The sequence below is a fragment of the Paenibacillus tianjinensis genome (genome assembly GCF_017086365.1).
In the GTDB taxonomy this organism is placed as follows: domain Bacteria; phylum Bacillota; class Bacilli; order Paenibacillales; family Paenibacillaceae; genus Paenibacillus_AQ; species Paenibacillus_AQ tianjinensis.
In genome coordinates this window covers 5,931,901-5,951,687 of the sequence record NZ_CP070969.1, presented here as the reverse complement: position 1 = coordinate 5,951,687, position 19,787 = coordinate 5,931,901, and the positions used below count along the sequence as shown (strand labels likewise).

At 51.8% G+C, this 19,787-nt stretch carries 15 protein-coding genes; 7 read left to right on the top strand and 8 right to left on the bottom strand.

Going from position 1 to position 19,787, the window contains the following annotated elements:
* Positions 1-11: 11 nt before the first annotated feature.
* The 8 genes from JRJ22_RS27590 to JRJ22_RS27555 all read right to left on the bottom strand — a co-directional run bounded on the left by JRJ22_RS27590 (position 12) and on the right by JRJ22_RS27555 (position 11,030).
* Complete coding sequence (locus tag JRJ22_RS27590; RefSeq protein ID WP_206102374.1) at positions 12-1,523, bottom strand: aminotransferase class V-fold PLP-dependent enzyme; 1,512 nt, start codon at positions 1,521-1,523, stop codon at positions 12-14.
* Positions 1,524-1,680: 157 nt separating this feature from the next.
* Positions 1,681-2,157 carry a DsrE/DsrF/DrsH-like family protein gene (locus tag JRJ22_RS27585; RefSeq protein ID WP_054942370.1) on the bottom strand — a complete coding sequence of 159 codons (477 nt, stop codon included), beginning with the start codon at positions 2,155-2,157 and terminating at the stop codon, positions 1,681-1,683.
* A 416-nt stretch (positions 2,158-2,573) separates the two neighbouring features.
* Positions 2,574-3,857 (bottom strand): glycoside hydrolase family 27 protein, encoded by a 1,284-nt coding sequence (locus tag JRJ22_RS27580; RefSeq protein ID WP_206102373.1) that lies wholly within the window; start codon positions 3,855-3,857, stop codon positions 2,574-2,576.
* Between the two features lie 142 nt (positions 3,858-3,999).
* The gene (locus JRJ22_RS27575; protein ID WP_206102372.1) at positions 4,000-4,884 is read right to left on the bottom strand and encodes a helix-turn-helix transcriptional regulator; all 885 of its coding nucleotides are present in this window, start codon (positions 4,882-4,884) and stop codon (positions 4,000-4,002) included.
* A gap of 90 nt (positions 4,885-4,974) precedes the next feature.
* Complete coding sequence (locus JRJ22_RS27570) at positions 4,975-5,328, bottom strand: hypothetical protein (RefSeq protein WP_206102371.1); 354 nt, start codon at positions 5,326-5,328, stop codon at positions 4,975-4,977.
* Between the two features lie 187 nt (positions 5,329-5,515).
* Entirely contained in the window at positions 5,516-7,660 is a 2,145-nt protein-coding gene (locus tag JRJ22_RS27565; protein WP_206102370.1) for a putative bifunctional diguanylate cyclase/phosphodiesterase, read from the bottom strand.
* Positions 7,661-7,919: 259 nt separating this feature from the next.
* Complete coding sequence (locus JRJ22_RS27560; protein ID WP_206102369.1) at positions 7,920-8,543, bottom strand: acetate uptake transporter; 624 nt, start codon at positions 8,541-8,543, stop codon at positions 7,920-7,922.
* Positions 8,544-8,663: 120 nt separating this feature from the next.
* Positions 8,664-11,030 (bottom strand): EAL domain-containing protein, encoded by a 2,367-nt coding sequence (locus tag JRJ22_RS27555; RefSeq protein WP_206102368.1) that lies wholly within the window; start codon positions 11,028-11,030, stop codon positions 8,664-8,666.
* A 177-nt stretch (positions 11,031-11,207) separates the two neighbouring features.
* On the opposite strand from JRJ22_RS27555, the gene JRJ22_RS27550 reads away from it, so the two are divergent.
* The 7 genes from JRJ22_RS27550 (at position 11,208) to JRJ22_RS27520 (ending at position 19,761) form a co-directional block, all read left to right on the top strand.
* Entirely contained in the window at positions 11,208-12,125 is a 918-nt protein-coding gene (locus JRJ22_RS27550; RefSeq protein ID WP_206102367.1) for a prenyltransferase, read from the top strand.
* A gap of 24 nt (positions 12,126-12,149) precedes the next feature.
* Complete coding sequence (locus JRJ22_RS27545; protein ID WP_232380974.1) at positions 12,150-12,923, top strand: DUF6081 family protein; 774 nt, start codon at positions 12,150-12,152, stop codon at positions 12,921-12,923.
* A gap of 32 nt (positions 12,924-12,955) precedes the next feature.
* Positions 12,956-13,918, top strand: a complete 963-nt coding sequence (locus JRJ22_RS27540; protein WP_206102366.1) for a prenyltransferase — start codon at positions 12,956-12,958, stop codon at positions 13,916-13,918.
* Between the two features lie 166 nt (positions 13,919-14,084).
* On the top strand, positions 14,085-15,080 hold the full coding sequence (locus JRJ22_RS27535) for a Gfo/Idh/MocA family protein (RefSeq protein ID WP_206102365.1): 996 nt from the start codon (positions 14,085-14,087) through the stop codon (positions 15,078-15,080).
* Positions 15,081-15,262: 182 nt separating this feature from the next.
* Positions 15,263-16,063: an ABC transporter ATP-binding protein gene (locus JRJ22_RS27530; protein ID WP_206102364.1), complete on the top strand. Its 801-nt coding sequence runs from the start codon at positions 15,263-15,265 to the stop codon at positions 16,061-16,063.
* Positions 16,056-17,714 carry a hypothetical protein gene (locus JRJ22_RS27525; RefSeq protein ID WP_206102363.1) on the top strand — a complete coding sequence of 553 codons (1,659 nt, stop codon included), beginning with the start codon at positions 16,056-16,058 and terminating at the stop codon, positions 17,712-17,714. The genes JRJ22_RS27530 and JRJ22_RS27525 overlap by 8 nt, the downstream gene beginning before the upstream one ends.
* Before the next feature lie 229 nt (positions 17,715-17,943).
* Positions 17,944-19,761, top strand: coding sequence for an EAL domain-containing protein (locus JRJ22_RS27520; protein WP_206102362.1), 1,818 nt, complete (start codon positions 17,944-17,946; stop codon positions 19,759-19,761).
* The last annotated feature ends 26 nt before the right edge of the window (positions 19,762-19,787 follow it).

Below are 19,787 nucleotides of genomic sequence, written 5' to 3'. Positions count from 1 at the left end.
CAGGTGGCCCGCTATACACTAAACAGCCGACGGACAGCCTGCTCCATCTCTAGCTGTCCGGAGTTGTGCTGCCAGCTGTTCGTAGCGGCGTTATAGCAGTAATCAAGGCTCCATTCCGCGATATGGCTGACAATGCCCTGCACTGCCGTGATCATACGGTCCACCTCACGGGTGGTCATAATGGGATGCAGGGAGAGCCGGACCCAGCCCGGCTTCGAAGACTGGTCACCGGCATGGAGTGCCTCAATAATCTGCCCGGACTGCTTGTGGCCAAGTCCCAGGAGATAGTGCCCATAAGGGCCGGCACAGGAGCAGCCCCCGCGGGCCTGAATGCCGAAGCGGTCGTTTAGCAGCTTTACGGCGAGATTATAGTGGATATCCCGCAGCGTAAACGATACGATACCATGGCGCTCCGTATGTCCGCCGGCCAGAATAGAGCAGCCGGGAATACGGGCGAGTCCGGACAAAAGCCGGCTGCACAGCTCCTGCTCCCGCAGCCTCATCCACCCCCCATAGCCGTTCATCCGCTCTTTCAGCTTCAGGCACAGTGCTGTTCGAAAAGCCTGGAGGAACCCTGGCGTTCCCCCGTCCTCACGGACCTCTACCTCATCTATGTAACGGCGTCCTCCCCACGGGTTGACCCAGACAACGGTGCCCCCGCCCGGTTCATCCGGCAGTCTGCCGCTGCAGAGCGCAGCGTCGAACAACAGCACTCCATTCGTGCCGGGGCCGCCGAGGAATTTGTGAGGGGAGAAAAAGACTGCATCGAGCTTCTCCAGCGGAGAGGAAGGGTGCATATCGATATCCTCATAAGGGGCGTTGGCGGCAAAATCCACAAAGCATACTCCGCCGTGGCGGTGCATGGCGGCAGCAAGCTTCGCGTAGGAGGTCTGAATCCCCGTTACGTTGGAGCAGGCGGTGAAGGAGCCGATCTTATAGCGGCGGTTCCGATGGAGATGGAGCAGATCCTCAAGCGCACGCAAATCGATATTGCCGTCCGCACCGGCCGGTACTGTAACCACATCGCCTATCCCCTCCTGCCAAGGCAGCAGATTGGAGTGATGCTCCATATGGCTGGTGAAGATCACCGGGCGTTCTTCCGGGGTACAGCAGAAGTTCCTGCGCTGCCATTCCGGCAGCTTTAAGCCCATCAGCCGCTGCAGCTTGTTGATCGCACCGGTCGTGCCGTTGCCGCAGAAGAGCAGGACATCTTCCGGCCCTGCATGTACATGCTTTCTTATAATATTCCGCGCCTCGGTATAGGCCAGGGTCATGGTCAGTCCGGTAGTATTCGACTCGGTATGCGGATTGCTGACATAAGGGCCGAATACCTCCTGTACGGTACGTTCAATCGGCTCGTATAAACGGCCGCTGGCTGTCCAGTCGGCATAGAGCAGCGGTTGCCGTCCATAAGGCGTAGTTATTTGATGGCGGATGCCGATGGTGTGCTCCCGAAAAGCAGTGAAATGTGCCTCAAGTGAAGCCGGCCCCTCTTCTGAAAAGGCATGGTTGATGCTTAGCACAGACAATCCCTCCAGCCGGTTAGTTCTCGCAGACACGGGTACTGGTGACAAAGGAAACAGGCGATAAGGAGTATCGCCGTATCCTTCCTCGCACAGCGGTGTCTTTCTGGCTCAGTATATGCCCGGCGGAGGGAATAGGTTAAAGCCCATCAGCCGCTTATATAAACAGCTGCATATCACTTTCCAGCGCATCCTTCAGATAAGCGGAGGCATCTATAATCTCAACCTCCGGCAGGAATTCCTCCGGCTTGAACCCCATAATCTCTACAGACAGCTTGCAGGCGTAGAATTTGATGTTTTTTTTGCGGGCGCCCTTAAGAAAATGAATCAGCTTCGGCGCGTTATTGTCCTCCATCATTTCCTCCAGCATCATCCGTCCCAGGCCGCTGAAATTCATCCGCGAGAGCGGCAGCTGCTGCGGACCCTTCGGGGTAATGACATCCATCAGCTTCTCATAGATCGTTTTGTCCTCCAGCGTCATTTTTTCCGGATCACGAACCAGAAATAATCCCCAGAAGGCGAAAAACATCGTAACTTCCACCTCAATATCCCTTGCCGCATTGGCCAGAATCAGCCCTGCCATCGCTTTGTCGTATTCACCGCTGAACATCAGCAGGTTCAATTTTTTAGCCATCTCTGCATCCTCCGTCATCTTCATAGAATGTAATTAGTATGGTTGCGGCGGCGAGAAGTATGCCTGCTGTCACAAAGATGTACCTGCGGAGAAGCAAAAAGGCAAGTTTCCTCTGGGGGAAACTTGCCGATCAAATAAATGTATAGTTGGTACAGACATTGAATTGTTATACCAGTTGAACTTACGTCGCTTCAGGCTCTTAATGGAAAAACTCCATCTAATTCATTCGTTTTTGACTGAGAACGGAATCTAGTGGGAAAACTTCCAGCTAATTTCCCGTGAAATACTAATTTTTATCTGCGTGGAAGGGATTAGTGGGAGTAAATCCAATTAGGTCCTATTTTTAACCCACCAGAAGGTAGTTAGGTGGAGAAAATCCCACTGGTGTACCGCCTTCGCCTCCGTAAACCTATTTATCACGGCTGCAAGCGGTATAACACCGCGCCGTGCGGAGCAACCTCGCGGGCCAAGCTGTCTCCGGTAAGCTGCGCTTCTTCTCCGCTCCACAGCTCCTTGACAGATAATGGGCCTTCGAGATCCAGCGCTGTCAGCTGCACGGAGACTGTCTGCGCGGCTTCACCTGTATTAAACAGTGCAATGTACTTCACACCGTTCGTACCCTCTGCCGACCATACAACACGGTTATTCTCACGGCTGACGAGCCGGGCGCCGCTGCTGCTGTTGTGCATATCCAGTACATCACGGTTAGTCAGCAAGCCTAGAGTCCATTCGTCATTGTCGCGCAGCTCACCGCCGAAGAACAGTGGAGAACGGAAGATGCTCCACAAGGTCATCATCGTAATCTGCTCATCTCGTGTAAACCGCGTCCAGCGGTCTGCCCCGCCGCCGTCTACCGAGCGGATGCCGATATGTCCAAGCGGCAGCATATCGCAGTCCGGCCAGCTGCCCTCCCCGGCTTTGCCCTGCCAGCGCTCGCAGCGGTCGAACATATCCAGCAGCAGCTCCCAGTGATCCCAGAAGTCATCGGTGATCCGCCACATGTTGGCATGTCCGCCGAAGAAGTCGGCATACTCTACCGGTGCCGGTCCGGGCGAGAGGCTGAGCACCATCGGGCGGCCGCAATGCTCAATCGCGTTATGAATCAGTGCAATCTCCGGCTGGTGGGTATCGTATAGTCTGGACGCTGCGATATCATCGACCTTTACGAAGTCCACACCCCACTCGGCGTACAGCTCGAACAGCGAGTTGTAATAAGCCTGTGCGCCTTCCGCAGCGGCATCGACCCCGTACATATCGGTATTCCAGGGACAGATGGAATTCGGATGGGCAATATCGCGGGCAGTGGCCCGGGAGCCTTTGATGGCGGATGCCGCATGGGCGGCTTGCCTTGGAATGCCGCGCATAATGTGAATTCCGAATTTCAGGCCAAGGCTATGCACGTAATCCGATAACGGGCGGAAGCCCTGACCGCCTTCAGCGGAGGGGAAGCGGTTCACAGCCGGCATCAGCCGGGAGTATTCATCCATCTCCAGCGGAACAAAGGCCCGGTACTGTGAGGATACGGCTCCCGGCTCATACCACTGAATATCCACAACGACATATTCCCAGCCGAATTGCTGTAAATTCGCCGCCATATATTCGGCATTCCCGCGGATTTCCTGCTCGGTAACGGCTGCCCCGTAGCAGTCCCAGCTGTTCCAGCCCATCGGCGGTGTCTTGGCAACCTGTAAATGATTCATTAAGATGTCGTCTCCTTAAAGCTCCTTAGCGGGAGCAATAAAATAAAGTTGCTGTAATAGAGACATCATAATTCCTTTTATACATACAGTTCTACAGTAATATAGGCATATGAATAGCACTAAATTGCTGTTTGCTCAGGTTCTAGTCAAAAAACAGGCGGTTATAGTGCAGACTGCCGCTCCCGGAACGGAAAGCGCCAGGCGTTTGTCCGGTCAGCTTCTGAAAGACTTTAATGAAATAGCTGCCTGAGGAGTATCCAAGCTCGGCGGCGATCGCTTCAATGCTCCTGTCGGTGGTTCTCAGCAGTTCTACCGCATGCCGGATCCGCACCCGGTTCAAATATTCATTCGGGGTCACACCGACATATTTGCTGAAGATGCGGAGCAGATGGAATTTAGATAGTCCCACCTGCTCGGCCAGCTGTTCCTGGCCAATCATTGAATGGTAGCGGGCTTCGATGATGCTGACAGATTGCCGGACCGCCGGCGGCCATTCCGCCGTATGATGCGATCCGCCTGCGGCCAGCCGTCCCAGCTCCATCAAGAACTGGTAGAGCAGTGAAGAAGCGATGTACGGGTCGGTTATTTTCCCGTCATGAGCTTCACGGGCGATATCGCGCAGCAGGCGGATAGGAATACTTCCAGGGTCAATGGCCGGAGCAGGGCCGAGCTTGGACTTGATGTCTTCCCACAGAGGCAAGGCCAGCTGCGGCCGGAACAGGATGAAATAGAACTCCCAAGGGTCCGCTCCGCCGGGATGGTAATAGCGGTGGCTGCCGGGGATTTCAGCCATGAAGCCTCTTCCAGGTCCGATCCTGAAGCTCTCGCGTTCCGTATCGAACATGCCTGTGCCCTCAATCGTATATTGAAAAAGGAGCAGCGGCCCGTCACTGCGCTCCATTCCGTTCCAGGAATAAGCCGGACCCGTCTCCAATTGATGTCCCACTGCGAAAAGGCTGAGCAGCGGCAGCCGCTCAGGCTCATTGAAGCGGAACCCGTAGACCCCGTAACTGTGGTCATGTTTCACGTTACCCCTCCTGACGGTTGTCCCTGATTACTAAAAAAGCCCCCCTAAGGGAGCTTGAGATGGTGTGGTCTATGGGCTGGGCCTTGCGGTTTATTCGCCCGGGGTATCCTGCCCGGAGGAATCTGCTTCAGGCGGACGGCGCATGTCATAATACCGGGCAGCCCACCAGACACTGCCGGTAAACAGTACAATCAGCCCCAGGATGATTGCAAACCGCCAGTCACCGGCCTTAAAATTCAATTGGAGGACGGTCAGCACCAGTGCAACCTGAGTCCATACCAGTGTTCTTTTACGGAAAGCGGTAATGTTTCCGGACATCTTCGGCATGCCGCGGATGATCCGGTAAGCGAGAATAGCAAGAATCAGCGCAAAGATGGCTGTTCCGATTAATTCTGAAGTGGAAAACGCATTCATTATCTCGAAATCCTTTCGGTTTAACATCATGTTCTTGTTTATTATAGCGGTCCGCAGCAGTTTTACCAAGCGCGGGCCGCATTTTTGAAAATATAAGAATTTATTTGTTTTACGTAATAAATTATCCTTCTATTTCCCGCAGCAACGGATACCGTCCTAAACAGGACGGCAAAGCCGTTTCTTCTTGGAATCAAAGTTCAGGATTGCCGGGAGCTGCTTAGGAAGCCAGCTTGATAATCTCCTCCGCAGGAAGCGGCGGGAAGAAGTAGAAGCCCTGAATATGCGGGCAATCGTGTTTGACCAGGAACTCCAGCTGTTCGACGGTCTCTACGCCTTCTGCAATCAGATCATAGCCCAGCTGCGAGGCGACAAACACAATCGACTTGATAATCGTCTCGTCAATCGAGCTGATGCCGATGCCGGTGATGAAGGTCCGGTCAATCTTGATTTTGTTGACTGGGAAATGCTTCAGGTAATTGAGTGATGAATATTTAGTACCGAAGTCATCGATCGAAACGATAATTCCATGGTCGCGCATCTGCTGGAGCAGCGGATAATGTTCTTCCAGCAGTGCCGTGCTTTCCGTGATCTCGAACTCCAGCACATTCGTGCCCAGCCCGTAATGATCAAGCACAGACAGCAGATTCTCGATCAGGTTGCGGTTATAGAACCAGCTGTTGGAAATGTTGATGGAGGTGCGGAGCAGAGGTATGCCCATCTTTCTCCACTCGCAGAGCTGCCGGCAGACCTCGCGGAGCACCCAGTCTGTCAGCTGAATCATCAGGCCAGCTTCCTCTACGGCGGCGATGAAGGTACCGGGCCCGATCAGCCCCTTCTCCGGATGGTTCCAGCGGATCAGCGCCTCCATCCCGATCATTTGACCGGTAACGGCGTTGATTTGCGGCTGGTAATGAAGCACGAATTCCTCACGTTCCAGTGCAGAGTGCAGGTACTTGGCGATCATCGTCTTCTGTTCCAGCTTCTCGCGCAGCTCCCAGTCGAAGATGAAATAATTGCGGTCCTCCTGGGATTTCGCCTGGTACATCGACATATCGGCAAATTTCAGCAGATCGTCTTTATTGAGAGAGTGTTCAGGATACAGCGAGACTCCGATGCTTGTAGACAAGCTTAGGTGGGCACCGGCAATCAGTAGAGTCTCAGAGATCAATGCGCTGATTTGTCCGGCCAGCTGCGGAATCTCCTCCTGGGCTAGATCGGCGAATATCATGACGAACTCGTCGCCGCCGGTACGTGCGAACAGCTTGAAGGGCAGATGGCTGTTTTTGAGCCGGCCCGCCAGTATTTTGATAACCTGATCGCCTGTAGAATGGCCGAGGGTATCATTGATTTCCTTAAACCGGTTCAAGTCGAAAAAGAACAGGGTATAGGTCTGCGTCGGATCCGCACTTTGCAGCAGGCGTTCAAATTCATCCATGAAATACCGCCGGTTCGGAATCTCAGTCAGGCTGTCATAATGAGCCAGCTTCTCATAAAGCCGCTTGGAGACACGAAGATCCCGGGTGCGGATGTTAACTACACGCTCGAGTTCAATGTTAAACCGGCCCTGGTGCCAGAAGTAATATAGAATAAAGGCGAAAATAAGTAAAAATGCAATGTCAATCCAAAGAACGCTGCGGAACACTTCCCACTTTTTATGCACCGGGAAAGGGGTTCCCATCAGCCAGTGCTGATTATACACTTCAATGGGCGCGGTAACCTGCTCACCTGCTATTTTTGTTTGATTGCTGAATAGCAGCGTGTGATCCTGAGTCATTACATAGACCGGAGAATCCTGAAGCTGCAGCTGCTCTGCAATGTCATCCGCCCGAACGGTAACCGAGACAATGCCGGCAAAAGTGTTTCCGTTATAAATAGCCTGCCTGATTACCATCCCGTAATCGCCCTGGGCCAGTGTCCGGGGACCGTCAATGGTAATGCCGCGTGAGCGGATCGTTTCCTGAATCATCCCGGGTGAGGACAGAACAGGATCGAGCAGCAGGCTTTTATTGAGAATGGAAGTATTGCCGGTGAGCGGATAGAGATAACGGATGATTCCGCCCGGCGCGATCATGATATTCATAACCGTTTGGCTTGAGTTGTTATAGGCGGTGATCAGGTACTGGTTAATAATTGAGGGCGTTGCATCAAAGCCTACCGTTTGAATAAAGGAACTTACGCCTTTGACAATCGATACTTTCTCTTCAAGGTTCGATGTGAGTGTGACTGCGTGTGAGGACAAATCGGCTTTTTCAGCCCGGTATTCCCGGTCTACCGATAAGGAGTAGTAATAGAACAGAGAGAGTTGCAGCGCGACTAAGAAGCCGAGGATGATCGTTAAAGGCTTTTTATTAATGAAAGCCATGGAGTGCCTCCGATATCAAAAAATTCAACATTATATTAGCAATTTGACCAAAAGTGGTTCCTGCCCACCGAAAAATGTCGAGATATGTCGTAGGTGTCTCTATAGCATGTCATTTTTAGCGTCATTGCGCAAGGGAAAACCTTATAGCGGGCATGAAAAAAAGAAAAACGGATAGACACATTCCGCCAAAGGGCAGCTTGTATTTATCCGTTGCTCTTGCAGTTGTTGCTTTATGGATTTTTACATAGGTTGCGTAAGCTTATTTCTTGAAAATACGCATTGGTGCGCCGATCGGCAGGAATGTGCGTCCGAAGTGAGCGTTAAGCACAGATGCGCCGCAGCCATAGAGCGAGACGATACCGATGGCCATTTCCGAAACGGCAGCCAGCTTGTGGAAGAACTCAGCAGCAACGCCGAAAGCATCCATAGATAAGCCGAGGAACAGGAAGTCAATCAGGATAAAGATGATCAGCAGTACCCGGTTGGCTTCGACAGCCCCGAGGGTCATGAACAAGGTGAATACCAGATATCCGAGAAAAACAAATCCAAGCTGCTTAGGATCTACGCCTTCGGCAAGAACGGTACCGAATACACCGAGCTTAATCAGCCAGCTTGCGCCCATACCGAACCAGAAGAAGGCATAAGCGCCAAAAGCAGTCATGCCGAACGTGTTGTTGTGTTTGGCATCCTGAATGGAAGCGAACAGCTGGGCGAAGGCTCCGAGGAAGATGGCCCAAGGAATACAGTAGCTGAGACCTGTTGTAATTTCGAGCTTTTGTGAAGAAGCGACCAAGGTGACGATAGCAAGTCCGAACAAGCCGATGGCGCTGGGGTCGGCAGTGACGATTTTGACGGATTGCGTTGTTTGCGGTTGCGCTGACATAGCAATAAATGCCTCCAATTTTCAAAAGTGTTCGCATAGGATAACAGCACCCGGAGCGGGTGCTGTTATCAGCTTGCCTATCATATCATATCGTCAAGAGCTTGCCTATAAAAGAAGTAGTCATTTTTTGTCGGTAAACAGATTATTTTGTGATAAAAAAGAAGGGATATGCATGGCCCGGATCGGCTTGCTGATGAAGTAGCCCTGCAGCTCATCACTGCCGAGCCGGCGGAGCAGGTCAAACTGCTCCTGAAGCTCTATACCTTCGGAAACGACCTTCAGTCCGAGGCTATGGCTCAGCTCAATAATGGAATTGACGAGTACGTCGCCCTGCGGCTCCAAGGTCATCTCGGAGATAAAGGAACGGTCGATCTTGATCACATCCACCGGGAAGCGGCGAAGGTAGCTGAGGGAAGAGAAGCCTGTACCGAAATCATCGAGGGAAATGCGGAACCCGCAGTTCCCAAGCTCCTGCAAGGATGAGAGAATGTTGTCCCCTGAGACCAGCACGCTCTCCGTTATTTCCAGCTCCAGGCTGGAGCTTGGCAGCGTATACTCCTCAAGCAGCCCAAGCAGCAGCCCGCGCAAGTCTGACTGCATCAGCTGGACAGCAGAGATATTGACCGCTGCCGTCAGCTCAAGGCCGTTCTCACGGAAGCCTTGCAGGTCGGAGCAGACCTGCCTCAGCACCCAGCTGCCGATGTTTATAATGGAGCCGCTGGTTTCGGCGAGCGGGATGAATTCTGCAGGAGAGACAGGGCCGTAAGTGGGGCTGTTCCAGCGCAGCAAGGCTTCCAGCTTCGCTACCTTCAGGTTGTCTGAACTTAGAATCGGCTGGTAATGGACCTCGAATTCATCATTGTCTGCGGCGGACAGCAGCTGCTGGGACAGTGTTTTTCGGCGCCGAATACTCTCTTCAAGAGCCTCCGAGTAGTGAAGGATATTGTTGCGGCCGGACTCCTTCACATGAAACATCGCCAGATCGGCCTGCTTGACCAGATAATCTGCGTCTCCGCCGTTCTCCGGATAGATGCTGACACCGATGCTTGCTGTGTTGTAGAGCAGATGCCCCTGAATACGATGCGGCAGCGAGAGGGCCTCCTGTATTTGTGACAGCTGCATTGACATACTGGCGGCATCGGGAACGTCGGCCAGCAGAATGGTGAATTCGTCACCACCCAGCCGGGATACTACATCATTCCTGCCGATAACCCTGGAGATCCGTAAGGCAATTTCTTTCAGCATGTCATCCCCGAAATCATGCCCCAGTGTGTCGTTAACGGTCTTGAAATGATCCAGATCAATAAAGACCAGTACAATCTGTTTACCGGCCCCTGAAGCGGAGGCAATGGCTTCATTAAGCCTGTTGAAAAAGAGCGAGCGGTTTGGCAGCTGGGTCAACGGATCGAGCATCGCCTGCTGCTGCAGCTCTGCCTGAGCCTGCTGCAGGGAATCTATCATCCGGTTGAATTCATGCTCGACATCGCCGAATTCATCCCTGCCTGAACTCCTGATTCTTATGGATAAATCTTTGCTGTTTCCGATAGCACGGATATTCCTCATGAGTGAAGACATTCTTCCCAGAATGAAGCGTCTGACAAAAATAAGGCTGGCTACACAAAGCAGCAGGGTGGAGGCAAAAAAGAAGCGCCGGAAGTTTAGAATCGACTCCAAACCACTCTCATAAATCTGCCGCGGATGCTTCAGCGTAATCATCACTCCGGGATCGCCGAACAGGTCGTAGATCACAGTGTGAATCGACATCATCTGGCTGGAGCCGGAGCTCATCCAGACTGGCTGGCCCCGGCTTTCGGCAATTGTGTCTGGGGTGATGCGGGTCATCTGCAGGGAGGAGGTCGTTTCGTCCCAGATCCGGGTCACTTCCTCCTGCTGCAGCATTCTACCGGCGATGGCCGTCCCAATTACAGGCTTGTCTTTGCTGTTGTTGACTATAGGAGTAAGGGTGATCAGCATAGGGCCTTTATCCAGAAGGACTACGCCGGCCTTGCTGTCCTCTGCCCCCGACAACCCCGGGAGCTTGCGGTTGATAAGATTGAATAGGGTGAGGTATTCAGAATTTAGTGGAGATACCTTGCCGGAGTCCGGATTATACTCGCCGCCATACAGCGGAAGTCCGGATGAATTCAGCAGGGCGATGATATCGAAATGATTAATTTCATAGGTTACCGGGCTGAAATTTTTGTTGAGATAGACCTGGCTGGTTGGATCCGCCTGGTCAGGTGCTGCAGCCGATTCCATAAACTGATAGGTTTCATCCCAGATCGAATATTTCAGCAGGCCAGTCTTCATATTCATCAGCTCGCTCTGATAGGAAGAGACCACATCGTCCAGCTTGTCCCGTAATGCTTCCTGATCCAGCTTCTCGAAACGGTTCAGCAAAATGAGGTGCAGGAGAAGATAGGTGACTCCTAATCCGAGCAGGGCTACAACACTTATGAAGATCATTATTTTTCTGCTCAGCTTCATGATGCTCCCCTTTTAGTAGTTATAGACTTTTATGGGAATTAAGTACCACCTAATCCAGTGTACCATGATTAGGTAATATTTTGCAGCGGATTTCTCTCCAAAGTGTCGAATTTTGATGTATAATAGTTGTGCAATAATATTAATCACAGGAATTTAGAGAAGGGGATATCTCTCGGCATGGATAAATGGAAATTATTTAAGAAGATCACACGGTTTGGAACGATTCCCGTGATGCTCATTCCGGTTGTTTTGGGAACGGTTGGGGCATATGTATGGGAAGGAAGTTTCCATCCTTTTTTGTTTGTAATCACAATTATCGGCGCAGTTGCAGCCCATTTGTTCTCGAATATGGTGAATGATTTATGGGACTTCCGTAATGGAACTGATACCGAAGCAAAGAACACGCCGGGAATGATATCGACGAATTCCGGGTTTTTATCCGGGGGGCTGATGCCGGAATCCCTATTTGCTTCATTGACGTGGGGGCTCCTCGCTGTAGCTGTGGCCTGCGGCCTGTTTCTCAGCATTTCCAGCGGCTGGGAGACACTCTGGTTCGTCGCAGCCGGTGCACTGATTGCCTACTTCTATGTCGCTCCGCCGCTTCGCTTCGGATACCGGGGCAAGGGCTACAGTGAGTTTGCGATTTTCGTCGCCTTTGGCATTATGCCTGTGCTGGGTTCTTATTTCGTGCAGACTGGTCAGTTCAGTCTGAAGCCTGTCCTGCTGTCGGTGCCTGTAGGCCTGCTTACGACCCTGCTCTTATTCAATCATCATTTCCTGCACTGGAGAGCGGACAAGCAGGCCGGAAAACGCACCCTGGTGGTAGTCTGGGGGGAACGCAGGGCGCTGGTGTTCTCGCAGTTCCTGCTGCTTATTTCCTATGTATCACTGATTGTATGTGTGATTTTTGGCGTGCTGCCGGTCTATGGCCTGCTTGCGCTGCTTACCGCAGTTGCACCGGTGCATGTGTACCGCGGACTGCAGCCGCAGAATGCTTCGCCGGCATACCTGCCGCTTATGGGCGCTTCACAGCAGGCTTCCGTGCGCTGCGGTGCGATCATGGCGCTGGCCTTGCTGATTCAAGGCTTAATCTAAAAATTACAGAAAGAGAGCGCGATTATGGACAAGAACAAAGAAATAACCGGAGAAGTACAGCCTGTCTTGAACAGCCAAACCGTAATTGGAGACTTCCATACCATTCTGTCGGAGGGGCAAGTGTGGAAAACCGGCGGATTCACGTTGCCTGACGGCTCGTTCTGGGCTTACCGTGAGCCTGAGGCTGTAGTGATTGTGCGGAACGGCTTCCTGTATGTCCGGGCACAGCTGAGCCGCCAGCATAACCATGTCCAGATTCTCGACAATGCGAAGCATATGTATTATTCGGCTAAGCCGGTAGAGGTGCCCGAGGACGGGGAGATCAGCTTTGAGCTGCAGATCCGCGCCCGTACACAGGGGACAGCACCGGGGGATCTGTATGACGGTTACGTGTCACTGAATCTGCTTGACTTCACGACCGGTGCGGCGCTTGATTTTTTTGCCGGGAATGACAACTATGCCAGCGTATACGGTGTGCTGCCTTTTCCGGGTGTTACGGTGCCTGAGACGGGCGGAACGAAATATTTTTGTATTTTTAAAGAGGCTGCCGACTTCAAACCGCGTGAGTTCAACACGTACAAAATCACGTATCACCGCGGCAAGGACGAGGCTGTGTTCTATGTAAACGGGCAAGAGGTGCGCCGTGAGCAGAATGTGCCGATCAAGTTTAACAGTTTCACCATTGCCCTCGGCATTATGACAGAGAAGGATCTGACGCCGGAGGGCAGCGTATCGGCACATGGACAGACAGTGATCGCCGAATGGTCGCCGGTGACCGTAACAACCACCGCAAAATAAGGTGCATATATGATGAATAAGGGTGATATGCGGTGAATGTAAGGAGCTTCCTGGGGTTTGTCGAGCTGCCGACCAAGGTGGCCAGTGTTATCCCGTTCCTGCTGGGGACACTGTATGCCTTATACCGGTTTGAGGATTTCTATGTTCTGCGTTCGATCCTGATGTTCGTGTCTCTGCTGAGCTTCGATATGGCGACAACGGCCATTAACAACTATTACGATTTCAAAAAAGCGGCCAAGAAGCATGGCTACGGGTATGAGACTCATAATGCGATCGTTCACTATAAGCTGAAAGAGAGCACAGTGGTAGCAACCATTGCAGTTCTGCTCGCTCTGGCTGTCGGCGGCGGCATTGCCCTTGTCTCCCAGACCGGGCTGATTATCTTTTTGCTGGGCGGACTGTCGTTTCTGATCGGCATTCTGTATTCCTTCGGGCCGATTCCGATCTCGCGGATGCCGCTGGGCGAACTGTTCTCAGGTCTCTTTATGGGCTTTGTGATTATCTTTATCTCCGCCTATATTCACTCGGATCAGAGCCTGGTCACACTGCTGCTGCGGGACGGCTGGATCGACCTGCACATTAACTTCGTCGAGGTTCTGTACATCTTCTGGTTCTCCGTACCGGCTATTCTGGGGATAGCGGGGATTATGCTGGCCAACAACATCTGCGACATCGAAGATGATCTGGAGAACCGCAGATATACCCTGCCGGTCTACATCGGGCGCCAGAATGCGCTACTGTTGTTTAAAATGCTCTATTATGTCTCATATCTTGATCTGATTGTTCTGCTGATTATAGGTGTGAATCCGGTGCTGGTGGCACTACTGCTGATTACGCTGGTACCCCTGCGCCGCAACATTTCCCTGTTCTATGAGAAGCAGGAGAAGGCGGTAACCTTTATTCTGGCGGTCAAAAACTTCGTGCTGATGAGTACAGCACGGATTGTTGTGCTGGGGGTTGCCGTTATTCTGAGCAGTCTGGATATTCTGACGTAAACGCATAAACCCTTAAATACATTAGCAGCGCCTAGACGGAACAATGCCGTTAGGCGCTGCTTTTTTGAATGGTCTACGGAGGCATTCAAAAATAGAGAAGCGGCGGATTCTGTGATATGGTGTCAATAGATATAATGACAATCTTATATAAGGAAGGTGTATATCTATGACGCAGAAACTCCGATGGGGAATTATCGGATGTGCCCAGATTGCAACGGGTTCTGTCATGCCGGCAATTCTGGAATCGGAAACCGGCATCATTGAGGCGGTAGCAAGCCGGGGGCTGGAGAAGAGCAGCGCCGTTGCTGCGGAGTTTGGTATCAATAAGGCTTACGGCAGCTATGAGGAACTGCTGGCCGATAAGGACATTGATGCTGTGTATATTCCGCTTCCGAATCATCTTCACCGGGAGTGGGTGATCCGTGCGGCGGAAGCGGGCAAGCATGTGCTCTGCGAGAAGCCGATTGCCCTGAACAGTACCGAAGCAGCGGAGATGGTGGAGGCCTGCCGCAAAGCGGGTGTACATTTGGCTGAAGCTTATATGTACCGGCATCATCCGCGGATTGCCGAGCTGCGGGAGATCATATCGCGCGGGGATATAGGTGAGCTGCGGTCGATCCGCGGAACATTCACCTATAATGATGCCGGAGATATCTCGAATATCCGCTTCAAGTCAGCATGGGGCGGAGGCTCGCTGTACGATGTCGGCTGCTACCCGCTTAGCGCGGCGCGTCTACTGTTTGGTGCAGAGCCGGAGGCGGTGACGGTGCAGGCGATTTTCTCACCAGAGCATGACAATGTAGATATGATGGCCTCGGGCCTGGTCGAATTTCCCGGCGGCGTGAGCCTGATCTTCGATTGCGGCATGTGGGCTTATAACCGCCAGCTGCTGGAAGTCCTCGGCACAGAAGGGCGGATTGAGATTCCGATGCCGTTCAATGCCAGATTCGAAGATGCCGAGTTCTACGTGCATACCGGTGGGGAAGTGAGCCGGTTTGCGGCTACCGGTGCCAATCCGTATGTCCGTCAGGCCGATGATTTTGCCGCAGCCGTCTCTGGAAGCAAGCCTATTGTTGCCGGGGATGACCCGGTCCGGAGTATGAAATTGATTGAAGCCTGTCTTGAATCTGCCCGGCGGCGCGAGCGGATCAGCCTGCTATAGGATGTTGTCCCTGAAAAACCTCTGTCTCCGCTTGCGCTTGCGGATATGGAGGTTTTTTGTATTCTGACTTATAGGGTATAAAACCTAATAGATATATAGAGTTAAATTTTGATAATATAGGAATACTATTGAAGGAATTTCTATAAAGTTACCTATTACAGATTCTGAGAGGAGCTTCTCTAATGAGCCTTGCGGAAGAACCGGTGATTTCGATTTCCGGCCTATGGATGAACTACAGTGACAGGATGGTGCTGCGGGGAATCGACCTTGCGGTCTATCCCGGACAAATTATCGGTTATATCGGTCCCAACGGGGCAGGCAAAAGCACGACCGTCAAAATTATGCTCGGCCTGGTAGAAGGGTACACTGGCACAGTGAGCATTTTTGGCAAGGATATCGCAGACGGCGATGCTGCTTATAAAAGACGGATCGGTTACGTTCCGGAAGTTGCGGAATTGTACGACAGCCTGACCGCCAGAGAATATCTGACCTTCATCGGGGAGCTCTACGGAATGAAGCGGGCTGAGGCAGACAGCAAGGCCGAAAAGCTGATGGGACTGCTGAATCTGGAACGGGCCTACGATATGCGGATCGCTTCCTTTTCCAAGGGAATGAAGCAGAAGGTGCTGCTGATCTCAAGCATGCTGCATGATCCTGATATTTTGTTCCTGGACGAGCCGCTTAGCGGATTAGATGCCAACAGTGTAATGATCGTTAAAGAGATTTTTGCTTCACTTGCTGCAAGGGGTAAAACTATCTTTTACTCCTCGCATATTATGGATGTCGTTGAGAAGATCAGCAGCCGGATTATTCTGATTGACGGCGGTGATATTGTGGCGGACGGAAGTTTTGCTGAGCTCAAGGAACAGAGCAAGGAAGGGTCACTTGAAGGGATTTTCAATGAACTGACCGGATTTGATAAGTACCGGGATATTGCCGGCGAGTTTGTTGCGGTCATAGGGGAAGGTGCCCGGCATGAATGAATTTTTCGTACTGAAACTGCTGGACCGGCTGCAGGGCGGTTTCCGGAGAATGGGAGTCGACTACCCGGTACTGCGCAGTATTCTCCAGCTTAAGCTGACGATGGACGGCAGGCGGACACCGACTGTGCTTGCAGGGGGGAAGGAAAGTAAGCAGAATACGGAGGGATCTCCTTTTCGGATACAGTGGATCTATTTGCTGCTCGGGTTGGTGCTGATCGCCTTTGTGGTACCGGAGGGTAATTATCTATTTTCAATGAGCATCACCTTCGGGATTGCAATGTTTATGATATCGACTACGCTGATCTCGGATTTTTCGTCGGTCATGCTGGATTTACGGGATAAAAACATCCTGTTTGTAAGACCGGTGAACCGCCGGACATTAAATATGGCGAAAAGCTTACATATTCTGATCTATCTGTTTACGTTAACGCTGACTCTTATGGGGCCTTCGCTGGTTTTCTCCGTATTTAAGCAGGGGGTGCTATTTTTCCTCATCTATGCCGCGGAAATCATCCTGATGGACTGCCTGATACTGGTGATTACGGGCCTCATTTATTTGCTGATTCTACGGGTATTTGACGGGGAAAAGCTGAAGGACATCATTAATTATGTACAGATCATTCTGTCCATCGGGATTACGGTGGGTTACCAGCTGATCTCCCGGCTATTCAATTTGGCGGATCTCAGCATTTCCTTTAAACCGGCCTGGTGGCAGTATTTCCTTGCACCTGTCTGGTTTGCATCCCCGTTCGAACGTCTGCTTGGCGAGACCCGTTCAGACAACCTTACGGTAATGGCCGTGATGGCGCTGGTGGTTCCTGTATTACTGCTTGCGGTTTATATTAAACTGATGCCGCTGTTTGAGCGGAGCCTGCAGAAGCTTGCGGAACAGGGAGTTGGGGGGAAAGATAGCGGACGCCTGCCTCGCCGGTTGTCAGAAATCGTCTGCCGGAGTAAAGAGGAGGCCATGTTCTTCCGCTTCACCTGGTCGATGATGCGTAATGAGCGGGATTTCAAGCTCAAGGTATATCCTACCTTCGGGCTGTCCCTGATTCTGCCGTTCATCTTCATCTTTAACTCGCTGAGCAGCGGAAATATGGATGCCGTCCGCAACTCGAGAGGCTTTTTGTTTATCTATTTCAGTGCCCTGCTGATGATGACCGCTGTACAAATGCTGCGATATTCGACAAGCTACAAAGCGGCGTGGATTTATAAGGCTATTCCTATACGTGAGACGGCTCCGGTTTACCGCGGCATGCTTAAGGCTGCCGTTCTCCGGCTGCTGCTGCCGCTTTTTGTTATAGAGTCAGCAATATTCCTGTGGCTGTTCGGAGTACGGCTTGTGCCGCATCTGATTATTGTGCTGCTGTCCCTGCTTGTGTACTCCGTACTGTGCTTTCGCCTTTTGCCGCAGGCACTGCCTTTTTCTGAAAAGTACAGTGCGGCCAGACAGAAGGATTTTACAGGGAGCGCGTTTGTGCAGTTGTTTATATTGATACTTTTTGCAGGACTTCATTATCTGGTTACTCTGATACCGTTCGGAATTTATATCTATGCTCCAATTCTGGTAATCGCCAACTGGTGGCTCTGGAGTGTTTCGTTCTCGGATGCTGCTTCGCGGCCGCGGCAGATTCCAACCTTGCGTCTATAGGGCTTTGACAAATATGGACAATTATTGCCTTCGGCAAAAAAAGGGTCAAAGTTCCAGTATTTACTTAGACAGTATAGCAAATACAAGGTAGAATACAGCTAAAGTCACTTCTCATGGAACTCTATAATCTTTCTACACTCTTCCATTTATCTGATATTCGTAAATAGGTTTTTATACTTGAGAATGAGCTGCAGCGATAATGATAATATAACCGGTGAAGAGGTCAACTATGGATCAGATGGGAACCCACTATAATACATGGATTGTTTTACTATCTTTTGCACTTGCTGTAATAGCGGCTTATTCAGCGCTTAACCTGATTTCCCAGGTTTCCCATTCCAACCGTAAAATCCGCAGGTTCTGGCTTGCATTGGGTGCAGTTGTGCTTGGGGCCGGGCTTTGGGCGATGCACTATGCCGGCATTTCCACTCTGGCGACAGAAGGTAATCTCCATTATAATCCAATTGCCCAAGGCATCTCCGTCATCGTCACCCTCTTGGCATCTTCTGTCGGTATATTTTTATTCAGGAAATTCAGGGGACAGGGGAAGTTTAATTTCTGGAAGCTTGGCTCCGCATTATTCATCGGATGCGCTGTTACAGGCATGCATTTTATCAGTCTAAGAGCGAGCAGCGTGGAGCTTGACAGCTGGCTTGGAACAAAGCCATTTGCCATGGAGAATGTTATCCTGTTGACCGGGGTTTCGCTGGTTGCCCTGTTTATGCTCGCCATCTCCGGAGGGGCTGTTTTCCTCGACCGGCATGTGCTGGAAATTATGGCCTATAATGATCCGCTGACAGAGCTGCCGAACCGGCATGGCCTGGAGCGTTATTTCAAGGATGAGTTTTTCGGGGTGAATTCAGGTGCGGTGTTTTTTGTGGATCTGGACCGCTTCAAGTCGATTAATGATACGCTCGGACATGATGTCGGTGATTTGCTGCTGCAGGAGGTCGCAGACCGGTTAAGAAAATGTGTCTCGATGAAAGGCAAGGTCTTCCGGCTCGGCGGCGACGAATTTCTGATCGCTCTGCCCGATTGCGGGATAGAGGATGCCCAGGAGGCGGCACAGCATATTCTGCGGGAGATTAAGAAATCCTACAGCGTCGAGGGCAACGAGCTGTATGTGACGGCCAGTATCGGGATCAGCATGGCTCCGGTGCACGGAACAGACCGTTCTGCGCTTATGAAAGCCGCTGACACGGCGCTGTACACCTCCAAAGACTCCGGCAAGAATAAATTCAGTGTATTCGACCAGGAGATGAACCGCCATCAGGTGCGGCGGATGTCACTGGAGAAGGATCTGCGCAGGGCACTCGCCCGTTCTGAATTTATGGTAGTCTACCAGCCTAAGTGGGATTCACTCATGAATGTCACTGTCGGTCTTGAAGCCCTGCTGCGCTGGAGACATCCGGAGCATGGAATTATCTCGCCGGCGGAATTCATTCCGATTGCCGAGGAGACGGGACTGATCGTGCCGATCACTTACTGGATGCTGCACGAAGTGTGCGGCCAAAATAAGCTGTGGCACCGGGCAGAGGTAGCGAATGTGCCTGTATCCATCAACATGTCGGCGCGGATGTTTGAAGGCGGCAGCCTGTATGATGTAGTGGAAGAGGCGCTCATCCGCTCGGGGCTGGAGCCGCATTTCCTGGAGCTGGAGATCACCGAATCGATTGCCATGAACAATATGGAAGAGACGGTTGCCCAGCTCTCCAAACTCCGGGCCCTTGGGGTACGAGTCTCGCTAGATGACTTTGGTACCGGCTTCTCATCACTCGGCAATCTGGATGAGATTCCGGTGAATACGCTGAAGATTGATCAGGTCTTCATCCGCAAGAGTAAGATGCACTCCAAAAAAGCGATTATCAGCAATATTATCGCCATTGCCAGCAACCTCAATATGGAGGTGGTGGCAGAGGGCGTGGAGACACCGGAGCAGATCGAGCTGCTGCAGTCATTGGGCTGCCGGGTTATGCAGGGCTTCTATTACGGCCGCCCGATGCCGGTGAATGAGCTGGGCCAGTGGTTTATTGAGAATACGGCTTAAAAGTAAAAAAAGCAGCCAAGTCCGAT